21 protein-coding genes are annotated in these 20,955 nt (G+C 31.8%); 12 read left to right on the top strand and 9 right to left on the bottom strand.

Features of this window, described 5'->3' with window-relative positions; genetic code table 11:
• Positions 1-122 precede the first annotated feature (122 nt).
• Both NNL09_RS22010 and NNL09_RS22005 read left to right on the top strand, forming a co-directional pair.
• Entirely contained in the window at positions 123-2,225 is a 2,103-nt protein-coding gene (locus NNL09_RS22010) for a LodA/GoxA family CTQ-dependent oxidase (protein WP_196911342.1), read from the top strand.
• The gene (locus tag NNL09_RS22005) at positions 2,225-3,376 is read left to right on the top strand and encodes an NAD(P)/FAD-dependent oxidoreductase (protein WP_196911341.1); all 1,152 of its coding nucleotides are present in this window, start codon (positions 2,225-2,227) and stop codon (positions 3,374-3,376) included. Before NNL09_RS22010 ends, NNL09_RS22005 begins: the two co-directional genes overlap by 1 nt.
• Positions 3,377-3,457: 81 nt before the next feature.
• Here the strand turns inward: NNL09_RS22005 and NNL09_RS22000 are convergent, their stop codons facing one another.
• From NNL09_RS22000 to NNL09_RS21990, 3 genes are all read right to left on the bottom strand, one after another.
• On the bottom strand, positions 3,458-4,318 hold the full coding sequence (locus NNL09_RS22000; RefSeq protein WP_025667801.1) for a flagellar motor protein MotB: 861 nt from the start codon (positions 4,316-4,318) through the stop codon (positions 3,458-3,460).
• 100 nt (positions 4,319-4,418) lie between these two features.
• Positions 4,419-5,411 carry a glycosyltransferase family 2 protein gene (locus NNL09_RS21995; RefSeq protein WP_196911340.1) on the bottom strand — a complete coding sequence of 331 codons (993 nt, stop codon included), beginning with the start codon at positions 5,409-5,411 and terminating at the stop codon, positions 4,419-4,421.
• A gap of 150 nt (positions 5,412-5,561) precedes the next feature.
• Entirely contained in the window at positions 5,562-6,005 is a 444-nt protein-coding gene (locus NNL09_RS21990; protein WP_025667799.1) for a type I restriction enzyme HsdR N-terminal domain-containing protein, read from the bottom strand.
• 26 nt (positions 6,006-6,031) lie between these two features.
• Between NNL09_RS21990 and holA the strand changes: the two genes are divergently transcribed.
• Positions 6,032-7,036, top strand: a complete 1,005-nt coding sequence (gene holA / locus NNL09_RS21985) for a DNA polymerase III subunit delta (protein WP_196911339.1) — start codon at positions 6,032-6,034, stop codon at positions 7,034-7,036.
• Position 7,037: 1 nt separating this feature from the next.
• Here holA and NNL09_RS21980 read toward each other — a convergent pair whose 3' ends face one another.
• Both NNL09_RS21980 and NNL09_RS21975 read right to left on the bottom strand, forming a co-directional pair.
• Positions 7,038-7,766 carry an SDR family oxidoreductase gene (locus tag NNL09_RS21980; protein ID WP_025667797.1) on the bottom strand — a complete coding sequence of 243 codons (729 nt, stop codon included), beginning with the start codon at positions 7,764-7,766 and terminating at the stop codon, positions 7,038-7,040.
• A 79-nt stretch (positions 7,767-7,845) separates the two neighbouring features.
• The gene (locus NNL09_RS21975; RefSeq protein ID WP_034238836.1) at positions 7,846-8,301 is read right to left on the bottom strand and encodes an Lrp/AsnC family transcriptional regulator; all 456 of its coding nucleotides are present in this window, start codon (positions 8,299-8,301) and stop codon (positions 7,846-7,848) included.
• A gap of 240 nt (positions 8,302-8,541) precedes the next feature.
• Here NNL09_RS21975 and NNL09_RS21970 point away from each other — a divergent pair, with 240 nt between their 5' ends.
• The 8 genes from NNL09_RS21970 (at position 8,542) to NNL09_RS21935 (ending at position 16,677) form a co-directional block, all read left to right on the top strand.
• On the top strand, positions 8,542-9,819 hold the full coding sequence (locus tag NNL09_RS21970; RefSeq protein WP_196911338.1) for a cystathionine gamma-synthase family protein: 1,278 nt from the start codon (positions 8,542-8,544) through the stop codon (positions 9,817-9,819).
• A gap of 231 nt (positions 9,820-10,050) precedes the next feature.
• Positions 10,051-12,606 (top strand): triple tyrosine motif-containing protein, encoded by a 2,556-nt coding sequence (locus NNL09_RS21965; RefSeq protein WP_196911337.1) that lies wholly within the window; start codon positions 10,051-10,053, stop codon positions 12,604-12,606.
• 334 nt (positions 12,607-12,940) lie between these two features.
• Positions 12,941-14,206, top strand: coding sequence for an erythromycin esterase family protein (locus NNL09_RS21960; RefSeq protein WP_196911336.1), 1,266 nt, complete (start codon positions 12,941-12,943; stop codon positions 14,204-14,206).
• 115 nt (positions 14,207-14,321) lie between these two features.
• Positions 14,322-14,465 carry a hypothetical protein gene (locus NNL09_RS21955; RefSeq protein WP_159099190.1) on the top strand — a complete coding sequence of 48 codons (144 nt, stop codon included), beginning with the start codon at positions 14,322-14,324 and terminating at the stop codon, positions 14,463-14,465.
• Between the two features lie 43 nt (positions 14,466-14,508).
• Entirely contained in the window at positions 14,509-14,676 is a 168-nt protein-coding gene (locus tag NNL09_RS21950; protein ID WP_196911335.1) for a hypothetical protein, read from the top strand.
• A 155-nt stretch (positions 14,677-14,831) separates the two neighbouring features.
• A complete protein-coding gene (locus NNL09_RS21945) occupies positions 14,832-16,064 on the top strand; it encodes a C1 family peptidase (protein WP_196911334.1) in 1,233 nt (410 codons plus the stop codon).
• Between the two features lie 148 nt (positions 16,065-16,212).
• Positions 16,213-16,410 (top strand): hypothetical protein, encoded by a 198-nt coding sequence (locus tag NNL09_RS21940; RefSeq protein WP_196911333.1) that lies wholly within the window; start codon positions 16,213-16,215, stop codon positions 16,408-16,410.
• A 99-nt stretch (positions 16,411-16,509) separates the two neighbouring features.
• The gene (locus tag NNL09_RS21935; protein WP_196911332.1) at positions 16,510-16,677 is read left to right on the top strand and encodes a hypothetical protein; all 168 of its coding nucleotides are present in this window, start codon (positions 16,510-16,512) and stop codon (positions 16,675-16,677) included.
• 121 nt (positions 16,678-16,798) lie between these two features.
• On the opposite strand, the gene NNL09_RS21930 is transcribed toward NNL09_RS21935, so the two are convergent.
• The 3 genes from NNL09_RS21930 to fumC form a co-directional block, all read right to left on the bottom strand.
• A complete protein-coding gene (locus tag NNL09_RS21930) occupies positions 16,799-17,341 on the bottom strand; it encodes an SRPBCC family protein (RefSeq protein ID WP_196911331.1) in 543 nt (180 codons plus the stop codon).
• A gap of 221 nt (positions 17,342-17,562) precedes the next feature.
• Positions 17,563-17,982, bottom strand: coding sequence for a DUF2147 domain-containing protein (locus tag NNL09_RS21925; protein WP_196911330.1), 420 nt, complete (start codon positions 17,980-17,982; stop codon positions 17,563-17,565).
• A 140-nt stretch (positions 17,983-18,122) separates the two neighbouring features.
• Entirely contained in the window at positions 18,123-19,520 is a 1,398-nt protein-coding gene (gene fumC / locus NNL09_RS21920) for a class II fumarate hydratase (protein ID WP_196911329.1), read from the bottom strand.
• Between the two features lie 190 nt (positions 19,521-19,710).
• Here fumC and NNL09_RS21915 point away from each other — a divergent pair, with 190 nt between their 5' ends.
• Complete coding sequence (locus NNL09_RS21915; RefSeq protein ID WP_165583327.1) at positions 19,711-19,887, top strand: hypothetical protein; 177 nt, start codon at positions 19,711-19,713, stop codon at positions 19,885-19,887.
• A gap of 64 nt (positions 19,888-19,951) precedes the next feature.
• On the opposite strand, the gene NNL09_RS21910 is transcribed toward NNL09_RS21915, so the two are convergent.
• On the bottom strand, positions 19,952-20,908 hold the full coding sequence (locus tag NNL09_RS21910; RefSeq protein WP_196911328.1) for a type IX secretion system membrane protein PorP/SprF: 957 nt from the start codon (positions 20,906-20,908) through the stop codon (positions 19,952-19,954).
• Positions 20,909-20,955: the final 47 nt, after the last annotated feature.

The raw sequence follows: 20,955 nt of genomic DNA, 5'->3' as shown, positions 1-20,955 counted from the left end.
CAACTAATCTATACTTGGTATAAAGTATGAATTGTATCTGATTTTAGTATAAAACCACGTATAAATACGTGTATAATGCCATAGGATTTTTATTAACTTTAAGAAAACTTAAAACCAATAAAATGAGTACTAGGAAACTACCTAAATTCAGAATTTACCCATCTATAGGCATTGCGCGATTAGGAAACGGTCCCGCTACAAAAGATCAGGTTATTTTTAGTCCAGAGATTCCCTGGGCTAATTTGTTTGATACAGATCAACATTATCTTACCGAAGAGGGAGCTTTAAAAAAGCAAGCTCAGCGATTTTATATTTATGAATGTGATGACAATGGAGTACCTGTTAAGCAAATAGATGCTAGTGATTATGATATTGAATGGACGGTAGAAGTAGCTAATAAGAAGCCGTTTTGGTATGATTTTAATAATAGTCTGGACCTCTCTGTGCTATCCGAAAATCAAAACTTATCTCCAAATTTTGTAAAAAACAAGTTGGCACCTGGTATTGGAGCAAAACGAAGAAATCCTAATGTACTAAACCAGTCCATGAGAGTAGAAGGAGGATATGATTATCGTAAAGAATTGGTGAATCACCCAGGAAAAACAAAAGTTAATGCTAGTGATCAACGTGAGGTAATTCGAGGGAAATTTCCTTCGGATAATGGTGGAGTTAGTAAATTAGCGGCTAGTATGAATACTTCTTCTAAATCTGTTGACCTTGGTACTATCGAGTATGATGAAGGAACATTAATTTTTTATGGAGCAGATGGTATTTCGGCTTCTCTAAACCCATCTGATCTTAATAATGATTTTGCAGACAACTCTAATTGGTATGATGATATATGTGATGGAAGAGTTACAGCATCTATTGTTTCTAAGAAAAGTGGAGATACATATCATTTGGATGATGCACTATCTTCTGCTTGGGTAGCCACTGCACCGCCAGATTATGCACCACAGATTCAGCCAATATCTACGATGTTTGATTTAATTGCCGGAGCAGCTAATGAGAGCTATGCTCCCGAGTTAAGTCTGGTATTTCCGATATTTTATCGTCTCTACAGGATGCAATGGGTTAATCTGGGAGATTTCCTTTCTCCATCATTTAAGGAAACGATCGATAAACTTATGGCAGATGGGAAGTTTAAATATATCTATAAAAAAGAACCAAAAGAAGAAGCAGATGCTGTGAGAAAACAAATATTCGATCTCTTTAGAGACCCTTCATATCATTATAATAATGAGCCTATAATACCAAGCAAAGATAAAACTGATGTTGTAAATCGAGGTAGTGGTACCGATGAATTAAAACTTCCTTATTATCCGGGAGATGCTATAGACTATCCAGGAAGCCCAGCCCAGTGGTTTGCTATTCCGCCAATGCTCTATGAACAACTTGAAAACTGGAAAGATGGTAAATTTGAAACACCTCCTGATTTTGATTTTCAGACTATAGATGAGATGGGAGCATTTTATCAAAGTCAATTTTTAGAAGCTGCCAAAGATGAATCTAAAAAGCCATTATTGATGACCAGAACTGTATTAGAAACGTTATATGGTGGAGGTTTTCATCCAGGAGTAGAGTTAACCTGGCCTATGCGGCATAATCTTATTTATGTAGAGAATAGTATAATATATCAATGGATAACCGAAGGAGCTTTTAAATATGGGTTTTATGGATTAAGAGAAGTGCGTCTTAATGCTGCTACCAGTAAAGAACAAAATGATATATTTTATAATGATTTTGGATTTCAGATGAATTCTGAAGATATTCGTGAATCTATGAATCCCAAAAGTGAGAAAAATTGGTTGTGGAAACTTACACCTGGTGATCTTACCAAATGGATGGGGATTCCGTGGCAATCTGATGCAGGTAGTTGTCAGGCAGTTTTTGTAGAGAAACAATATCCTATTCCGTCATGGTGGGCAGCTAATTTACCTGTACATGTGTTTCCTCAGGAAAGCTACCAAAAGCTTCTCGACCTCGATATTTTGGAGGATACCAAACGTAATATTTATGCAAATCGCTTGGCTTGGTTGCACACTGCAGATACAGGTTTTATAGGGTATCATGCAGAAGGTGGATACCTTAACGGACTCATTAATATGGTATATCAATGGGATAAAATAGGAATAGTCACTGGTAGAAAATTAGATATAGATATAGAAGGATTACCCAAAACGGTATATGTTTCTTATAGCGGAAAAGAAGCTGATAAAAAATAATGAATACAGATGTTATTATTGTAGGTAAAGGTATTGCAGGATTAGTGTTGTCATTTCTTTTGAAGAAAAAAGGAATACAACACTTGGTTTTGGATCGTAAAAGTAAGAAGAAGCACTTTGCTTTGGCAGAAACATTACCTCCTTCTTCAATGCCTTTATTACATTCTCTTGATCTCCTAAAGATATTTGAAAAAAATGCGATCAAGAAAACATATGGGTATCATTCGATGTGGGGAAATACAAGAATATCGAATAACAATTTTTTCTCTCAATTGTCATATAAAAATGGTTTAAAAATTAATAAGAAAGCTGTAGTAGATGATCTCGAACAACTATGCGATGAAAATGTGATGCGTTATGAAAAAATGTTGAATATGGTAATTTCTAAAGAAGAAGTTAGTGTAGAAATAGAAAATAATCATCAAAGACAAACCATTACTGCAAAAATGATTATTGATGCAACAGGTAGAAATCGTGCTATTCTTAAGAAGTTAAATATCCCTATTCGGTTATATGACAACCTTATCTCTTTTAGTTGTCATTTACCAAAAGTAGAACATCCAAAATTGACATATGATGTATTTGTAGAATCTTTTGAAGACGGGTGGGGGATTGTTTCTGGTTTAGATGAGAAAACCAATGTGTTGTCGATTTTTACAAATAGAGAAAACCTTGTTCAGCTAAAACTAAGAGAGTATTCTGATTGGCAATCGGTTTTATCTAAAACAACTTTGTTAAAAGATTTTCTGGTAGAACAATCTGAAGTGAAAATTATAGGATCAGATGCAAATTCATCTATAGCCAATTACTTATCAGGAGAAAATTGGATGGCAGTAGGTGATGCTGCTTTATCTTTTGACCCTCTTTCTTCTCATGGTATAGCTAATGCAATTTATACAGTTAGAGAAGCTTCAGATGCTATAGAATCCTATATCTTAACAGGTGAGAGAAGAGGGTTCGTAACATATTCTAAAACATTATTTTCTGTTTTTGATAGTTATTATTTGGTGAAAAATGAATTGTACAAAGCAGAATCCAGATGGAAAGAATCTTCTTTTTGGAAGAAGTTTTTCCAACAAGGAGAAGAGAGGGGTAAGGACAAAACTCATAATTTTCCCAGACAGAATGGTACAGGTATTATTTTGGATTAATCAAAGAAAATACTACCCAATGAAATACAAAAAGGGAGATCAAAATGATCTCCCTTTTTGTATGATTAGAAAAATATTATTTTATTTCCCTGAAGCTTTTTTCATACCATCTTCAATCATATTATAAAATTGATCAAGTTTTGGTAATACTACGATTCTTGTACGTCTGTTTTTTGCTTTGTTTGCAGCAGAACTATTATCAGTTACTGGTACATAATAACTTCTTCCTGCAGCAGTCATACGTTTTGGATCAACTTTAAAGTCATTTTGTAATACTCTTACCACAGAAGTAGCACGTTTTACACTTAAATCCCAGTTATCCAAAAGTACTTTGTTTTTGATAGGCACATTATCTGTATGACCTTCTACTAAGAATTCTATATCTGGCTTATCATTAACAACTTTTGCTACTTTACCTAATACTTCGCGAGCTCTTGCAGAAACATTATAGCTACCACTCTTGAAAAGTAACTTATCAGAAATAGAAACATAAACTACTCCTTTTTCTACATTAATCTCGATATCCTCATCAGCAAGATTTCCTAAAGCTCCCTTAAGACTTGTTACAAGTGCTAAGGTTACAGAATCCTTTTTAGTAATAGCATCCTGCATAGTTTTAATTTGTAAATCTTTTTCTTTAATACTTTCTAGAGATTTTTCTAGGTTTTCTGCTTCTTTAGTAGAGAGAGTGGCTAAGTTACCTACATTGTTTAATAGAGCAGAATTCTGATTTTTAAGATTAGATACTTGATCTTGAAGCACTTTAAGTTGCGAAGTCGAGCTTGCTTTTTCTTCAAGACAGCTATTTAATTTAACCGTTGCGGAGTTTAATAAATCTTCAGTTTCTTTGTGTTTGGCTTCTAATTCTGAAAACTTCTTCTGTGAAACACAGGAAGATAGTAGAATTGCTAGAGAGGCCCCAATAATCATTGCTTTTTTCATTAGAAAATTTGTTTTTAGTCTTATTCTGGTTATATAACTCAAAATTATTAAAAATGTGACGTAATGCTAGGTCACATTAACAATAATTTATTATATCTCCTTATAATTGATCAAAATGTTTACGTTTTAAAATAAAATACTGCCATACAACGGAAAAAAGAGAATAATATTTCCCCGTTTTTAAAAGTTTTTTACGTTTTTTATTAAAAGTGTTAAAATTAGTATAGAAACTAATATGTGCTTTGAAAATAGCTGCAAAATGAGAAAATTTTCCTTGTGTAATAAATCTAATTGCAGCAAGCCCATCTAGAATCATTCGTATAAAAATCAAAAACCAAACGTTGTTTTCAGGTACATTTTTAATCAGAAGGTATAGGTTGTTTCTAAAATTTAAAAATGTTTTTCTAGGATTCATAGCATCCAAAGTTGCTCCTCCTAGATGATAAATTGTCGACGTACCTTCATAAAGTATTGTATAGCCATTGCTATGCACACGCCAGCAAAGATCGATTTCCTCCTGGTGAGCAAAAAAATCTTCATCTAGTTTTCCAACCTCTTCAAATACCTGCTTTCTTATAAATATGCACGCTCCACTCGCCCAAAATATAGTAGTAGTATCATCATATTGTCCGTTATCTTCTTCAAGAGTATCAAATATTCTTCCTCGACAATATGGGTATCCCAGCTTATCGATGTAACCACCTGCAGCTCCCGCATATTCAAAATGAGTTTTCTTTTTATAATCAAGAATTTTAGGCTGTATAGCTGCAACTTCTGTATGAGATTTAAACGTTTTAAGAATGGGAACTAACCAATCTTTGGTAACTTCAACATCACTATTTAGAAGGCAAAAAATATCTGCATCAATTTTTGATAAAGCATCATTATATCCTTTAGCATAGCCTCCATTGACTTTGTTTTGAATAATTTTAACTTCAGGAAAAGTAGTCGTTACAAAAGCAACAGAATCATCTGTAGAAGCATTATCAGCAAGATAAATAGTAGCTTCCTTAGAATTTTTGATCACCGAAGGTAAAAATTGCTCTAATAAAGATCTTCCATTCCAATTTAATATGACGACTGCGATATTCACGTCTGCAAAGTAAAAGGAATAATTGAGATAAATTCAAATAAAAAAGAATAAAGTATATCCTATTAAATTATTACCATGTCTGGTTATGTATATGAAATATTAAATTTTTGAGTTAAGTAACTGTATTACCATAAGTAATGAAGGAAGCAACTATTTATAATCTGGGATATCTTTTAGAAAAGTATACTGTTGATCGGTATAATTCATTTGACAATAATAATGTTCTAAACCATTGGTGATCATTAAATACTCTGAGTCTAAAGCAAGGTTGTATCTCGCAATTTGATCAAATACTTCTTGTGTGATTTTTATACGAGCAGATTTACACTCTACAATAAGAAAAATACTACCATCTGGATTAAATATAATAATGTCATAACGTTTGTTGAGTCCATTGAGTTGTATTAATTTTTCTACATTAATTAAGCTTTCGGGATATTTCTTTTCTTCAATAAGAAAGTGAATAGTATGTTGCCGTACCCATTCTTCTGGAGTAAGAATGATAAATTTTTTACGAATTCTGTCAAAAATAGAAACTTTATTTTCGCTATTTTTGAACCTGAACTGATACCCTGGAAAGTTAAGCTTTTGCATAACACAAATTTGATGATTTTTTCTGAATGGATGAAGTAAAACAAATCGTAAGTGATATAAAAAATGGAAATATTAAACCTGTCTATTTCCTTATGGGAGAAGAACCATACTATATAGATAGGATTTCTCAATTTATTGATAAGAATGTACTTGCCGAAGAAGAAAAAGGATTTAATCAAATGGTATTGTACGGTCGTGATGTAAGTATAGAAGATATTGTGGCTAATGCAAAACGTTTTCCGATGATGGCAGAGAGACAGGTTGTTATTGTTAAAGAAGCTCAGGAATTATCCAGAACGATTGAAAAACTTGCAGATTATGTAGAAAACCCGCAACCTTCTACTGTTTTGGTGATGTGTTATAAATATAAAAAGATAGATAAAAGAAAGAAACTCTATAAAGTAGTTGCGAAGAATGGGGTTATTTTTGAAAGTAAAAAACTATATGAAAACCAGGTTTCTGATTGGATAAGAAGGGTTCTTGGTGGAGCTAAATATACTATAGAACCCAAAGCGTCTCAAATGCTGGTAGAGTTTTTAGGAACCGATCTTAGCAAAATAAATAATGAGCTCGAAAAACTAAAATTAATTATTCCTTCAGGAACTCAGATTACCGCCGATCAAATTGAAGAGAATATCGGGATTAGTAAAGAGTTTAATAATTTTGAACTTCGAAAGGCAATAGGAACCAGAAATGGAGTTAAAGCACATCTTATTATAAATTATTTTGCACAAAACCCCAAAGACAACCCATTAGTTGTTACGATTTCTTTACTGTATAGCTTTTTTTCTCAAGTATTACAATATCATGGCTTGACCGATAAATCGCAGCGTAATGTTGCCAGTGCTTTAAAGATCAATCCTTATTTTGTAAAAGATTACTCAGAAGCAGCTCATAATTATCCTATGAAAAAAGTTAGTGGGATTATTGCTTACCTAAGAGATGCCGATGTAAAAAGTAAAGGAGTAGGAGCAACAAATCTTCCACAAGGTGATATTCTTAAAGAACTTCTGGTAAAAATAATGAGGTAGCTTATACCTTGGGGTTTGTTGCAAAAACGGTAGCCTCGGTAATAAACCCTCGATCGTCCATTTCTAAAAGACTACTAATAGTATGGGCAATTTCTTCTCCTCTAAGTTTGGTTTGCTGTTCTGCTTCGGTGTATTGTTTTGTTTTAGAATTATGATCTACTCTATTATCTGCAAAACCAGTCATAACTTCACTAGGATTTACCTGCATAACTCTAATATTATGAGGACGTAATTCGTTTCTCCAACTTTCGGTCATACCTCGTAGAGCAAATTTGGTAGCAACATATGGCGACGCCGTTGGTGAACCTTTTAGTGAAGAAGTAGATCCTATATTAATAATATTGCCATATTCTTGTGAAACAAAATGCTTTGCCGACTCTTTGGCACATAGTGTAGCACCTAGGATATTAGTTTTAAATTGATCGATAAATTTATCAGCTTCGATATCAACAAGTTTAGAAATATATCCATAACCAGCGTTATTAACCAATACATTAAGTCCATTCATTTTATTTTTGGCTTCCTGCACCATATTCCGAACTTGATTTTCTTCGGTTACATCTGCTTTTATATACTCAATGTTTAATGCTTTTGCAGTTTCCTGTAATGTAGTTTCGTTTCTTCCAGAAATGATTACTTGAGCCCCTTTTTCTTTTAAAAGCTTAGCAGTAGCTTTTCCTATTCCAGAATTACCACCTGTGATTAATACTTTCGCATTTTTAATATTCATAATCTGTGCAATTTTCTTTAGTTGAATATCAAAAATACAGTATGTATTCTAAATCTTTTGTTAAGCCTAAATATATTTTTTATGGAATTGGCAGATATGAGAAATCTTTTACTTCGGTCATCACAAAAGAACTTTGTACTTTAGAAATATTTTCTAGAGAAGCTAGTTTATTAGATAAAAAATCTTGGTAACGTTCCATGTCTTCTGCATAGATTTTAATTAAGTAATCAAACATACCCGCTACATGATAACATTCTACAACTTCGGGGAATTGTTGAATATCTTTTTCAAATTTTTTTAGGTAATCGGTTTGATGAAGATTTAAGGTAACATTACAAAACACCATCAATTGTAATCCAGTCTTTTTACGATCTAAAATAGCTTTATATGATTTTATGTAACCTTCACGTTCTAATTTTTTGACACGCTCAAAAATCGGAGTGGTAGTTAGGTTTAATCTTTCTGCAATTTCTTTAATCGTGATTTTACCATCTTTTTGTAATAACAATAATATTGACCGATCTATTTTATCCATAATAATTTTCTATATAAAGCTTGATATTATATCAAATATAGAATAAAATTCTATTTGAATAATAAATGAAGATTATTTTTTCTTAAAATTGATAATAATAAGGTTTTTAATTCTTTTAGATGTAGTTTTAAGGATTGAAAAGAGTATTTGGGATATCAATTCAATATTGAAAATAATAGTAAACATGCTGATCTATATTGGCATTAGCTCTACTACTAAAAAAAGAATAAAATAGTATAGATGAAGAAACACGATTTTAACCCCGAGAGTTTAATGATGACTCATGGTTATAAGCCAGAATTATCAGAAGGAGCCATAAAGTGCCCTATTTTTCAAACATCAACCTTTGTTTTTAAAACTGCAGAAGAGGGAAAAGCTTTTTTTGAATTAGCCTATGGTTTAAGGGAGAAATCTCCAAAAGAAGAACTTGGTCTTATTTATAGTAGAATTAATAACCCCAATCTTGAAATCCTGGAAAACCGCCTATGTTTGTGGGATAAAGCAGATGATTGTGCAGTTTTTGAAAGTGGAATGTCTGCAATAAGTACAGTATTGTTAGAATTCCTTAAACCTGGAGATTTGTTAGTATATAGTAACCCATTATATGGAGGGACAGATCATTTTATCCATCATTTTTTAGATAAAATAGGAGTAGATACGATAGGAGTAATGCCAAATCAAAGTACAGACGAAGTGATTAAAATGATCAAAGATTCTGGAAAATCAGATCGATTAGCAATGATTTATCTCGAAACTCCTGCCAATCCAACTAATGATATTGTTGATATCGAAAAATATAGCCAGATAGCGAAACAATTTAGCTCTAATGACAGAAAAGCTTTGGTAGCTGTGGATAATACGTATATGGGACCATTATGGCAACACCCTTTACAATGTGGAGCAGACTTGGTACTGTACTCTGCTACAAAATATATAGGGGGGCATAGCGATCTTATTGCAGGAGCAGTTTTAGGAAATGCAGAACTAATGTTAAGAGTAAAAACCCTTCGTACTTTTCTGGGAAATATGGTAAGCCCTCATACAGCGTGGTTACTACTTAGGAGTTTAGAAACTTTAAAAGTAAGAATGGATCAGCAAACAAAAAATGCTCAGATCATTGCTGATTATTTAAATAATCATCCTAAGGTTGAAAACGTATACTATTTGGGATTATTAGAAGAAGAAACAGAAGGGTATAAAACATTTCAAAAGCAATGTTCTGCTCCAGGAGCAATGGTATCTTTTGATATCATAGGGGGAGAAGAAGAAGCATTTATATTCCTTAACAACCTTAAACTAATGAAACTAGCAGTAAGTTTGGGTGGCACAGAAAGTTTAGCCGAACATCCTAAAACAATGACACATGCAGGTGTAGATGAAGAACAAAGACAACAAATGAATATTACAGATCAATTGGTAAGGTTGTCTATAGGAGTAGAGCATTCTGAAGATTTGATCTGGGATTTAGAACAGGCATTAGAAAAAGTAAAAGCTAAGGTTGAAAAAGTTTTAAATTAATAAGCAGTATTTCCATAAAAAAGCCCTATGAATTCTAGAATTCATAGGGCTTTTTTATGGAAAAATAACTTTTTATCGTAACTGTAATTTGATGTTTTATATTATTTTCAATATTGGATTAAATTACTTATTATAAGGTTTTAACTTAAAATTCACTTAATTTTTTAAAATGATTAACAGACTTATTTTGTAATATTACGCTTTAAAATTTTAACATATATAGTCATCATTTTGAAGATCTTTCGATTACTTTTTTTATTCTTTTTTGCGTTTTCCTTTGCCCAAAATGATTATAACTATACATCATATGGAACGAATAATGGGTTGTCTAGCTCACAGATATACGACATATATCAGGATAAAAAAGGGTATATCTGGTTGGCAACACAAAAAGGTATTATTAGATATAATGGTTACGAGTTCGAAAAATTTGGATCAAATGAGAAACTAGAAGACGCCGTTTTAGATTTTTTCCCACAGGGTAATGGTCAAATTTGGTGTAGAACTTTAAATACACAAAAAACATTCTTTATAGATGAAAAGTCTGAAGAAATAAAATTATATGACTATAATGACAAACTAAATAGTCTAATTAGTAAAAAATCGGTTGTAGAAAGTATATATTTAGATGATGAGCAATCGTTACATATAGGAGGAAAAGGAATTAATGGCGAAATTATTATTAGTGAAGAAGGAGAGGTATTAAAACCTCCATCTGATACTGAACTTACAGAAGGTACATATATAATTTCGAAAGAATATTCTTCAGAAAATCCGTTTTTCTTTTTAAGTAATGATACTACTAAGCTTAATAAACATTTAATAAAAACTAAGCTAAAAGGTGCATTAAGAAGTGTTATTACTTTGGGAAATGAGCCATATACAATTTTTATTAACGGAGAATTAGTAGAAGTTATAACCGATAAAGGGAATATCCATACTTCAATAAAAAATAATTATACTCCTTTAGGTCTTAAAACGATAAATGATTCTCAGTTTTTTGTTGGGTATCATCATGGAGGAGCTCGCATTGTTGATATTAATGGAAATACAAACGCAACATTTTTAGAAGGATTATCGGTAACCAATTTTTTAATAGATCACCATGGGGGGTATTGGTTTTCAACATTAAATTCTGGCTTATTTTATATTAAAAATCCTTGTATTAAAAACAAAAGAATCCCATTTATAGAAAATCCGCATGTAAATTCCTTGGCAAAGGATGAAAATAATACATTGTATTTTTCAACTACCGATGGATGTATCGTACGTTTTAAACAAGACGAAAAAGCTGTAATGTTTAGTAAGTCTGCTGGTAATATTCATGGTTTGGTTACGAGTGATACCATAAAAAATGAGTTGTTTATCTATAATAATAATAGACTCATAACCCCATTTAATAAAAATATTGAGCTAGGTTATACATTAAAGCTTTCGGAACCAGATGGTGGTTCAACTATTTTAGCATCAAGTAATGGAGCGGTGAGAATAATAACACCAGAATATGTAAACTCTATTGATACTCCATATCGAGTCCTAGATGCAATTATTAGAAAAGATACCTTGTATATAGGAACCTCTAAAGGTTTATTTAAACAAAATGAGACCTCTTTCACTTCATTTTTTCCGAAGGGTACACCATTTTTTGATGCCAGAATTGAAGATATAGATATACACCCTAAAAACGAAGAATTATACCTTGCTACAGTAGGCAAAGGTATTATTGTTGTAAAAAAGGGCAGCACATATACAATAGATACCAAAGATGGATTAAATAGTAATACTGTTAAGGAAATTTATTTTGAAAATGAAAACGTTCTATGGGCTTGCACCAATAAAGGTGTTAATAGGATTGTATTTGGCGTTGATAACGATATCGACATAAAAGGAGTATCTGTTCAAGAAGGGTTAATTAGTAATGAAATAGAAGATATTGAGATTATTGATGATATAGTGTGGTTAGGAACAAAAAAAGGAATAACCTATTTTCCAAAATCTGTTTTAGAATCAAACAAACCGGGGGCTTATTTTTTAAAAATTAAAAGCATAAAAGTTAATGATTCTATACAGGTTACTTCTAGATCACAAAAATTAAAGTATAATGAAAATAACCTTGAGTTTTTTGTTGAAGGAATATTATTTGCCAATAATAAATTAAAGTACAAATATAAATTAGAAGGCTTTGATGAAGAATGGCAACTCTCTGATAATCGAAAAATTAGGTTTTCTTCACTACCTCATGGTAGTTATACTTTTATGGTAAAGGCGTGTGATAATGAGAACGACTGTTCTGAAAATGTACAGACTTACTCTTTTAATATTAAACTTCCATATTGGAAAACCTTGTGGTTTCAACTAACATGCCTAATCGCAATTCTTTTATTGATATATTTATTTCTTAGGATAAAAATACTGTATACTAATCGAAGTTTTACTCGAGAACTAATGCGTTTATTGATAAAACGAGTAAACAAAAATGAAAAGTATATTTTATTTAAAGAAGGTAAAAAAGAAATCAAAATAAAAACTAGCGAAATCTTATATGTTAAATCCTCTGGAAACTATATTGATATTATTACAGAGTATAAAAACTATACCCTTAGAACAAAAATTGGTTGCTTTATAGAATCTACTCCTGACCCTTTAGAATATATTAGGATTCACCGATCTTATATCATTAGATTAGATAAAGTACATTCGAAATCGAAGACCGAAGTGACGATTAATAATGAGAAATTACCGGTAAGCACAAAATATGTTTCCGAATTAGATAAAATCCATTTCTAGATTACTACAATTCGTCACTAATTTATAGGGTATTCGTCACAAAACCCAAATTACATTATAATTTTTTTAGAGTTGAATCTATGTTTGCTTCAACAAAATTTCTTGCTGTTGTATCAAAATATAATAATGATATTGGTAGTCAATTGTTTGTTTTGAGAATATGGAAAACAACCTCATTCCATTTCGACGGCAAGAAAATTTTACGACAACTCTTTTTCTGATTTTGATTAGCCTTTTTATGCTATCTAAATAGCATGAAATAATAATGAAATCTACTTAAGAAAAAGGAAAGAAAAAAACCTAAGAAATAATTGTTTTGTAATTAATAAAACACATGAGATTAACAGTAAGAGTCTTTATAACTTCAATTTTATACATATCCTGTAATTCACAATGCAATTCTGAGCTGGCAAATTATGCCTTTGGGTTTGATAACATATTAGCTAGTTCTTTTTCATTTCTCGATAAAGAACTCAAAGATGTACGTATTGTAGGATATGGAGAAGATACTCACGGCACTGCTGAATTCACCATTTTGGCTCAGGAAATGATTAAATATCTTTCGGGAAAACACAATTTTAAGATTTTGATTTTAGAAACCGGTTTTGGTGAAGGAGCATATCTAAACGATTATATTCATAAAAAAAGAGATGATTTAAAAACCATTTTAAAAGACCATAATTCTACCTGGCGATATAAAACTAAAGAGTTTTATCAATTGATGAATTGGTTAAGAGAATACAATCAAAATCATACGGATAAAATTCACATTTACGGATGCGAAATGCAGTATGTGATTTCTGATGTCAATCGAATCAAAGATTATTTAAAATTGGTGGGTTTTGATTATGTAATTGATGAATTTGAAAAACATCTGTGGCAAGATATAGAAGAAAGCGAGAAATCAGATTACTATATTTCTTACTCTAAACTGAAGAACTATTTTATTGAAAATCATAAAATATTTAAAAACAAGACATCCAAGCAAGAATTCAGTTTAATATATCATCATGTAGAAGTCTTAGGCCAGTTTGTTACTGTTATTAATCAAAATATTGAGCAACGTAAACACGATTTCCGGGATATTTATATGGCCGAAAATATTGAATGGATTTTGAAGTATCATGGAGAAGATTCGAAAGCATTGTACTGGGCACATAATGCTCACGTTGGAGATTGGGTAGGTAATGGAGGTGTAGATGTAACAGGACATCAATTACGCAAAATATATGACTCATCCTATTTTAATATTGCCACCGATTTTGGTGTAGGAGATTTTATCGCTTACCCTAATAATGCAAATGAAGTAGGCTGGGATTTTCAAACATTTAGTTTTGATAAAACACAAGAAAATACATTTACCAATTGCCTCAAAAAATACGGTACCCCTAATACATTCTTAAATCTTAGAAAAGCAAAATATAATGATGATTTAAAACTGTACTTAGAAAAACCGCTAATAGTAATGTCTGGTGCAGGTGCTCAATATAGAAACAACGAAACTGAAATTGGTTATTACGGGAAAGCATTTGATGGTATCATTTATATAGACAGAACACATAAAATTAATTGGATAGAACAGAATAAAAGTAACAAATGATAGTGGTGGTAAGAATTTACAATAAACTATTCAAAAATTTATTTCTAAAAGACATAAGCTTTGAGTGTCGATAAATGATCAGAGCAATAATTAATAATTTAAAATTTATATAAAAATGAAAAGTAAAGAAACTAAAAAAGTTAATCTAAAAAAACTAAACCTAGAGAAGCTAAAAGTAACTTCTTTAAATAATATAAAAGGGGGGAATGATGCTCCTTATACATATGAAATGGAATGTAATACTGCAGAATGGTGTTAATTAAACACTGTATATACTATTAATCTTTATAAAATTAAACCTAATGTTAAAACAGATTAAAAATTTAGAAGGAGTAGAAACCCTTCACAAACTACAGCAAAGAACAATCCAGGGAGGTTATATACCTTCAGTAAGGGAATTTTGTAGCAATCCAAGCTTTTGGCTTTCAAATTATCCTTTTTTAGCCAATGATCCAGAGTATACTTGCTAATAAATACATCTAGATTTTACTACCTGGTAACTATCAAATATCAGGTAGTAAAATAATAACGAATAATACAGGAGATAGAGTTTTTAGAATCAAAAAAACAATCCTTTTTGATATTTCTATACTTAGAGAAGCACCTATTTAAATTTTCTGAACATATGAGAGTACCATTACTAAAAACGTTTTTAATAGCAATCTTGATTTCTACCACTTCGGGTTTTGCTCAATTACCATGCAAGTTTTCTTGGAAAGAAGTTAAAACATCATCGGGAGTAAGAGATTTTACAACACCAGCCAGAGATCAGATTTTTCAAGGCCCATGTATGTCTCATGCGTTTAATGCCGTCATAGAAACCATGTACATGATAGAATATAATGAAAATGTAAGCATTCCACTATCAAATGCGTATTTGTATATGGGTGCTTTCTCTACTAATTTTTGGTTATATGAGGATGTATTAGAGGATGGGTTTAAAATTCCGGCACATAAATATCCTTCCTCATATATTTATAATGATTTTATACCTAATGTAGATGATTGGTTTTCTTCTGCATATAATGGGTATAGAGGCAAAGCCCTAGAATGTATTAGCGAAGAAAGAGACTTTCGACTTAAAGAAGTAGGAGAACCTCCTGTATATAAAATCGATGATCAATGTGGGCAACTGATTACTAATTCAGATTATTTTACTGTTAGAAATGTATCAGAAATAAGATCAAATTCTATTAGATCTATCGACGATATAAAGCGATTGCTAATTGACGGTCCAATGATAATGAAAGTCAAACATTCTCAGACGAACCGAGTTTTAGAAAAATTTGGGGAGTATAGTTCTTCAGAATTGGATGAGATCAGTGATCATGCTTATGCAATTATTGGTTGGGATGATTTGGGGAATAACACGCAATGGATTTTAAAAGACAGCTGGCCAAAAAAAGCAGGATATATTAAAACAAAACCCTCAAAACTTTCAGATACTACTTTTCTTAATTTAATAGCTTCTGGTGATGTGTCTTTTTGTAAACTAAGCGGAGTTGTTAAAAATAATAAGCCTACCCGAAGGCCAAGATTCGAGGTTGATGAAAACCTACAATGCCCACCAGAGCTTTCAAGAATATTAGTTGATGTGGCTGTAATCACTATAAACGGTAAGACATATTCTAAAGCATATGTATCTAGTAATACAGTAATTGAAGATTGGCAATGGCAATTCTCTTTTTCGCGTACTACTCGGTCAGAAATCAAACAATCCAAGTATGCTAGTATAATGGTGAGCCCATTACGCAGTGGAATGGGAACGATTAAAGTAAGAGGTAAAAGTAACGGGGTATGGAGAGGATGGACAACTTTATCAATTTATTTACCAAGTGGAGATATAGGACCTTTATAAATTTATGGATATTAATTAATGGTTAGGCTTAATAAATATCAGTTGTATTGAAGTTTATACCTCATTTTATCTTAATACATACTAATAGACATATCCCTGAGTGTCTTTAACTGTTCGGGAATTCTTTAAATCAGTTAATTTAATAATTATGCTAAAACAAATTTTAGAATTAAACGGAGCTAAAAAGCTTAAAAAGAAACATCTTCTTGAGATTAATGGAGGAGGAAATACAGTATGTCTTTCGCCAGGAAAATGGTGTAAATATGGACATATCGATGATAGTAAATTTGGTGATGTCATATGTTGTGGATATATACCACCAAACGATGATATCTCTTTTCCTTAATGATTGGCAGGCTCAAAATCAAAAAACATCAGGTTTAGACATAAATTCTGAGTGTCATTAAATTGTTCAGAATACATTTAATAATATAAATTTTCACACATGATAACAAAGATTTTAAATTTTAAAGGAGTTCATAAACTCAAAAAAAACGAGCAGGGAAACATTAACGGTGGTAGCCAGGATACTTGGGAATGTAAAGAAGGTCGTGGCTGTGATTATGGATATAGGAGAGACAAATATTTGGGAATTATTTGTTGTGGAATATAGAGTTGAGTTTGGTAATGAAAAAGGGGGGTGGTTCCCCCTTTTCTATTATCTGTTTTTAATAATCATGTGGTCCTGATAATTGTTTGACTCTTTTTGAGTTAACATTAGACGTAAATAAATATTACCCTTTATTTTCACAAATATTTTTGAGTGTTGATAAACCTTTATCCCAATCTTTGCCCATCATTTCTTCCATATCCGTAAATAAATTCATAAGATTAAAAGGATAAGGCATTTCACTTTGAAATCCCCATGTTACTTTTGTAGTATTGCCTTCCTTCAGTACTTTGATATACCCTTTTGCTTCACTTTCATAAGGTTCATAAAACTTAAGATCTGTTTCAAAAAGATTAGGTTTTTCAATTTTTGCAATAGTTTGACTGCCTTTGCCGACTTCTTTTACATCACTGTCCCAGCTAGCTGTTGCGCCAATTGTCCCATCTGTACCCGTAAATTCCTTTGTCATGTTTGGATCATAATCATTCCATGGACTCCATTTATCTAAATCAGCGAGACTATTTACATTTTCCCACACAACCTCTATAGGAGCGTCGATACCAATAGATTTTTCATAAACTACTTCTTTAGAAACAAAGACTGCCGCTATAAGGATAATAGCGATAAGTGCAATAAGCAGAATTCCTATTTTTTTTAAAATTTTCATGTTGTTGCTGTTTATTTATAGTTAAAATTAAATTCAGAATATAATACGTATAGCAACATACAGTTAGATTCATAGTTTGTTAGTTCTGAAAAAGGGGAGTATACAAATTTAAAAGTTTTTTATAAATATGTATGTTTTTAAAAACCAGTAGGATTCTATAAGTTCATCTAATTAGCATTTTGATGAAGAATAAGTGAAATGCCATAATAGAATATTTATACTTATTTAACTCTTCTGGCTTCAAAGGTTTTAAATAGAAAACTTTTATATGCTCTTATAAAACAAAGATCAGTATTGTCACTATTAATCCAAACTTTTACAATATAGCTTTTACCACTATCTGCATTATAAATAGTTCCGCCAGATAATGCCCCATCTTTATATCTTAAGTTTTCTAAAATATTCATCCCAAGTAAAGGACGACCTTGAAGCTCTTTTTGAGGGTTTTTATTATCCAAACCATTAAGATTGGATAAAGGGCGTTCTGCTCGTTTATCAATTTTTCCAAAAAAATAGTCTCCATCTCTATAGATTTCGATAATCGATCCTCCTTTAATTTTCCATTTTCCAATATAAGTATCAGAACTTACAGAAGATGTTAGAAAAAGAAGGGGTAATACTAAGAATATGATAAATTTCATTAACGTAAACTTAGCAATTAAATTAGATTAATCCTTAAAAAAAACTAAAATGATTTATAATATACTGCATAAAAAAAACCTTACTCTCTGTTTTATAGCAAATTGTAAGGCTTTCTTATTTTGAAATAGATAAGGTGTTGTTATTTCAAACTACCTACCATATCTTCTGGTTTTACCCATTCGTCAAATTCTTGTTCGGTTACATATCCTAAAGCTACAGCTTCATGTTTTAGAGTTGTTCCATTTTGGTGAGCAGTATTAGCGATTTCGGCGGCTTTATAATATCCGATTTTAGTATTTAAAGCAGTAACCAGCATTAATGAGTTATTCAATAATTCAGTAATTCTCTTTTGATTAGGTTCGATTCCCTGGGCGCAATGCTCATCAAAAGAAATACAGGCATCTCCAATAAGTTGAGCACTCTGAAGTAAGTTTGAAGCCATAACAGGTTTAAATACATTCAATTCAAAATGCCCTTGCATTCCTCCAACATTAATAGCTACATCATTACCCATAACTTGTGCACATACCATAGTTAATGCCTCACATTGTGTGGGGTTTACTTTACCAGGCATAATAGAACTCCCTGGTTCATTGGCAGGAATAATTAGTTCACCAATTCCACTTCTTGGCCCAGAAGCCAGCATACGAATATCATTTCCTATTTTATTTAATGAAACGGCCAATTGTTTTAAAGCACCGTGACTCTCTACAAAGGCATCATGTGCAGCCAACGCTTCAAATTTGTTTTCAGCTGTAATGAATGGTAAACTGGTAAATTGTGCAATAAATTCTGAAACTCGTTTTGCATATCCTTTTGGAGTATTTAACCCAGTTCCTACAGCAGTTCCTCCTAAGGCTAATTCTGCCATATGAGGTAAGGTGTTTTCTAAAGCCTTAATTCCGTGATCCAATTGAGAAACATACCCTGATAATTCTTGTCCTATCGTAAGTGGTGTAGCATCCATAAAGTGAGTACGACCAATTTTTACTACATTTTTAAACTCTTCAGACTTTTTCTTAAGAGTATCTCTTAATTGAATTATCCCCGGAATAGTTATTTCTACTATTTTTTTATAGGCTGCAATATGCATTCCTGTAGGAAAAGTATCATTTGATGATTGAGATTTATTAACATCATCATTTGGTTGTAATGTTTTGTCTCCTTCATCAATTGTTTTACCAGCTAATTGATGTGCTCTATTAGCAATAACTTCATTCACATTCATATTACTTTGAGTACCAGAACCAGTTTGCCAGATTACCAAAGGAAATTGGTTATCATGTTTTCCTTCTAGTATTTCATCACATACTTGCGAAATAAGATCTCTTTTCTCTATCGGTAATACGCCCAATTCGCAATTTGTATATGCTGCAGCTTTTTTTAAATAAGCAAAACCATATACAATTTCTAATGGCATAGATGCTGATGCACCAATTCTAAAATTATTTCTGGAGCGTTCTGTTTGTGCTCCCCAAAGCTTATCAGCAGGTACTTTTACCTCGCCCATCGTATCCTTCTCTATTCTATATTCCATTTGTGGTAAGATGATTTGTTTTTTTTAAGAGTGCAAATTTAAGCATTTGCCTCACTATTTTTGAATAAAGTAGCTACTTTTTAGTAGATAAATTGAGATCATAAGAGATTTAAAAATAAATTATATTTCTGCTATGACATATAAGTAAGAGTTATTATCTTTGACAAAATTTGAAAATTAGAATATTGTTATGTTTGAATTCGATCAGTACCTTGGTTTTTTAGCGTTCTTAACTATCCTTACCATTGGATTTTGGTTAATGATCTTTTTGTTAACTTTTGTTATTCCTTATTGGATTATAGGAGCTAATGTTGAGAACTTCAAATTGAGAAGAGAAGCTAAACGCAAAGCGAAAGAAGAAGCATAATTGTTTATTACATTATATTTGAAAGGAAGTCATATTGACTTCCTTTTTTATTTTATTTCTTTTTCTAATAGGTACATCCACATTTACTTTGTCTACAACCAAAATCAAATCCTAGCGTGATCATATGTGATCCTGCTGCTGTGGTCGGTTGTAAAACTTCATTTACGTTAATCTGATATCCATATGCAACATAAAAATTAGCTTTTTTGATCCCCAACATGGGAGATACAGAAAGTGGTTTAAAATCCTGATCAACCAAAGATCGAAGACTAACGCCTATCCAATAATAATCTTCACGATGCATTTTACGAACCTTTAGGTTAAGATCTGCTGTAGAACGACCATCACCTGCAAAGTTTTGATACAATACAGAAGGCTCTACCTCGATATCACTAAACCTATGATAGAATGTATATCCAGTATATAGATAATAGTTCTGTATCTGTGAAGGTTCGGTTGGATTAAAATCATCAATCTCTTTCTGTAATAAATTCACAGCATTGGCACTCAAAAAGAATCGACCAATACGATATAACAATCCAATATCAAAATTAGAATCATTTACACTTATATCTGCTAACTCGGGATTAGTTGGGTTATCAGGGTCTCCATTATTAAACCTCGAAGTGTCGATACCAAATTGGGTAAACTTATAGCTAATCCCAAACGATAGGTATTGATTATTATATTCACTTAGTGTTAAATGGTGTGCAAAAGATAACTGAATCCCTTTTTGAGTGGTAAATCCATTCTGATCATTAAACAGAATTGCACCTACACCCGAACGGTCAGATATTCTACCATCTATTGATAAGGATTGCGTACCCGGAGAATCCTCTATACTTACCCATTGCTCAAAACCCGAAGCTCTGATCTGCCAACAATCTCCAATACCCGCGTAGGCCGAGGATATCAAATATGGGTTATCTGCAATATATTGGTTTTGTACAGGAGTAAAAAACTCCTGAGCAAAAGTACAATAACTTGCAAATAGGCTAAATATGATAATATACTTCTTCATCTAATATTAAGATTTACAGGTTGTAACTTTTGCGTTTCGATATTTAT

It is taken from the genome of Aquimarina sp. EL_43 (genome assembly GCF_943422735.1).
In the GTDB taxonomy this organism is placed as follows: Bacteria; Bacteroidota; Bacteroidia; order Flavobacteriales; family Flavobacteriaceae; genus Aquimarina; species Aquimarina megaterium.
The sequence above is the reverse complement of the archived record's forward strand: the minus strand, read 5'-3'. Positions and strand labels throughout refer to the sequence as shown.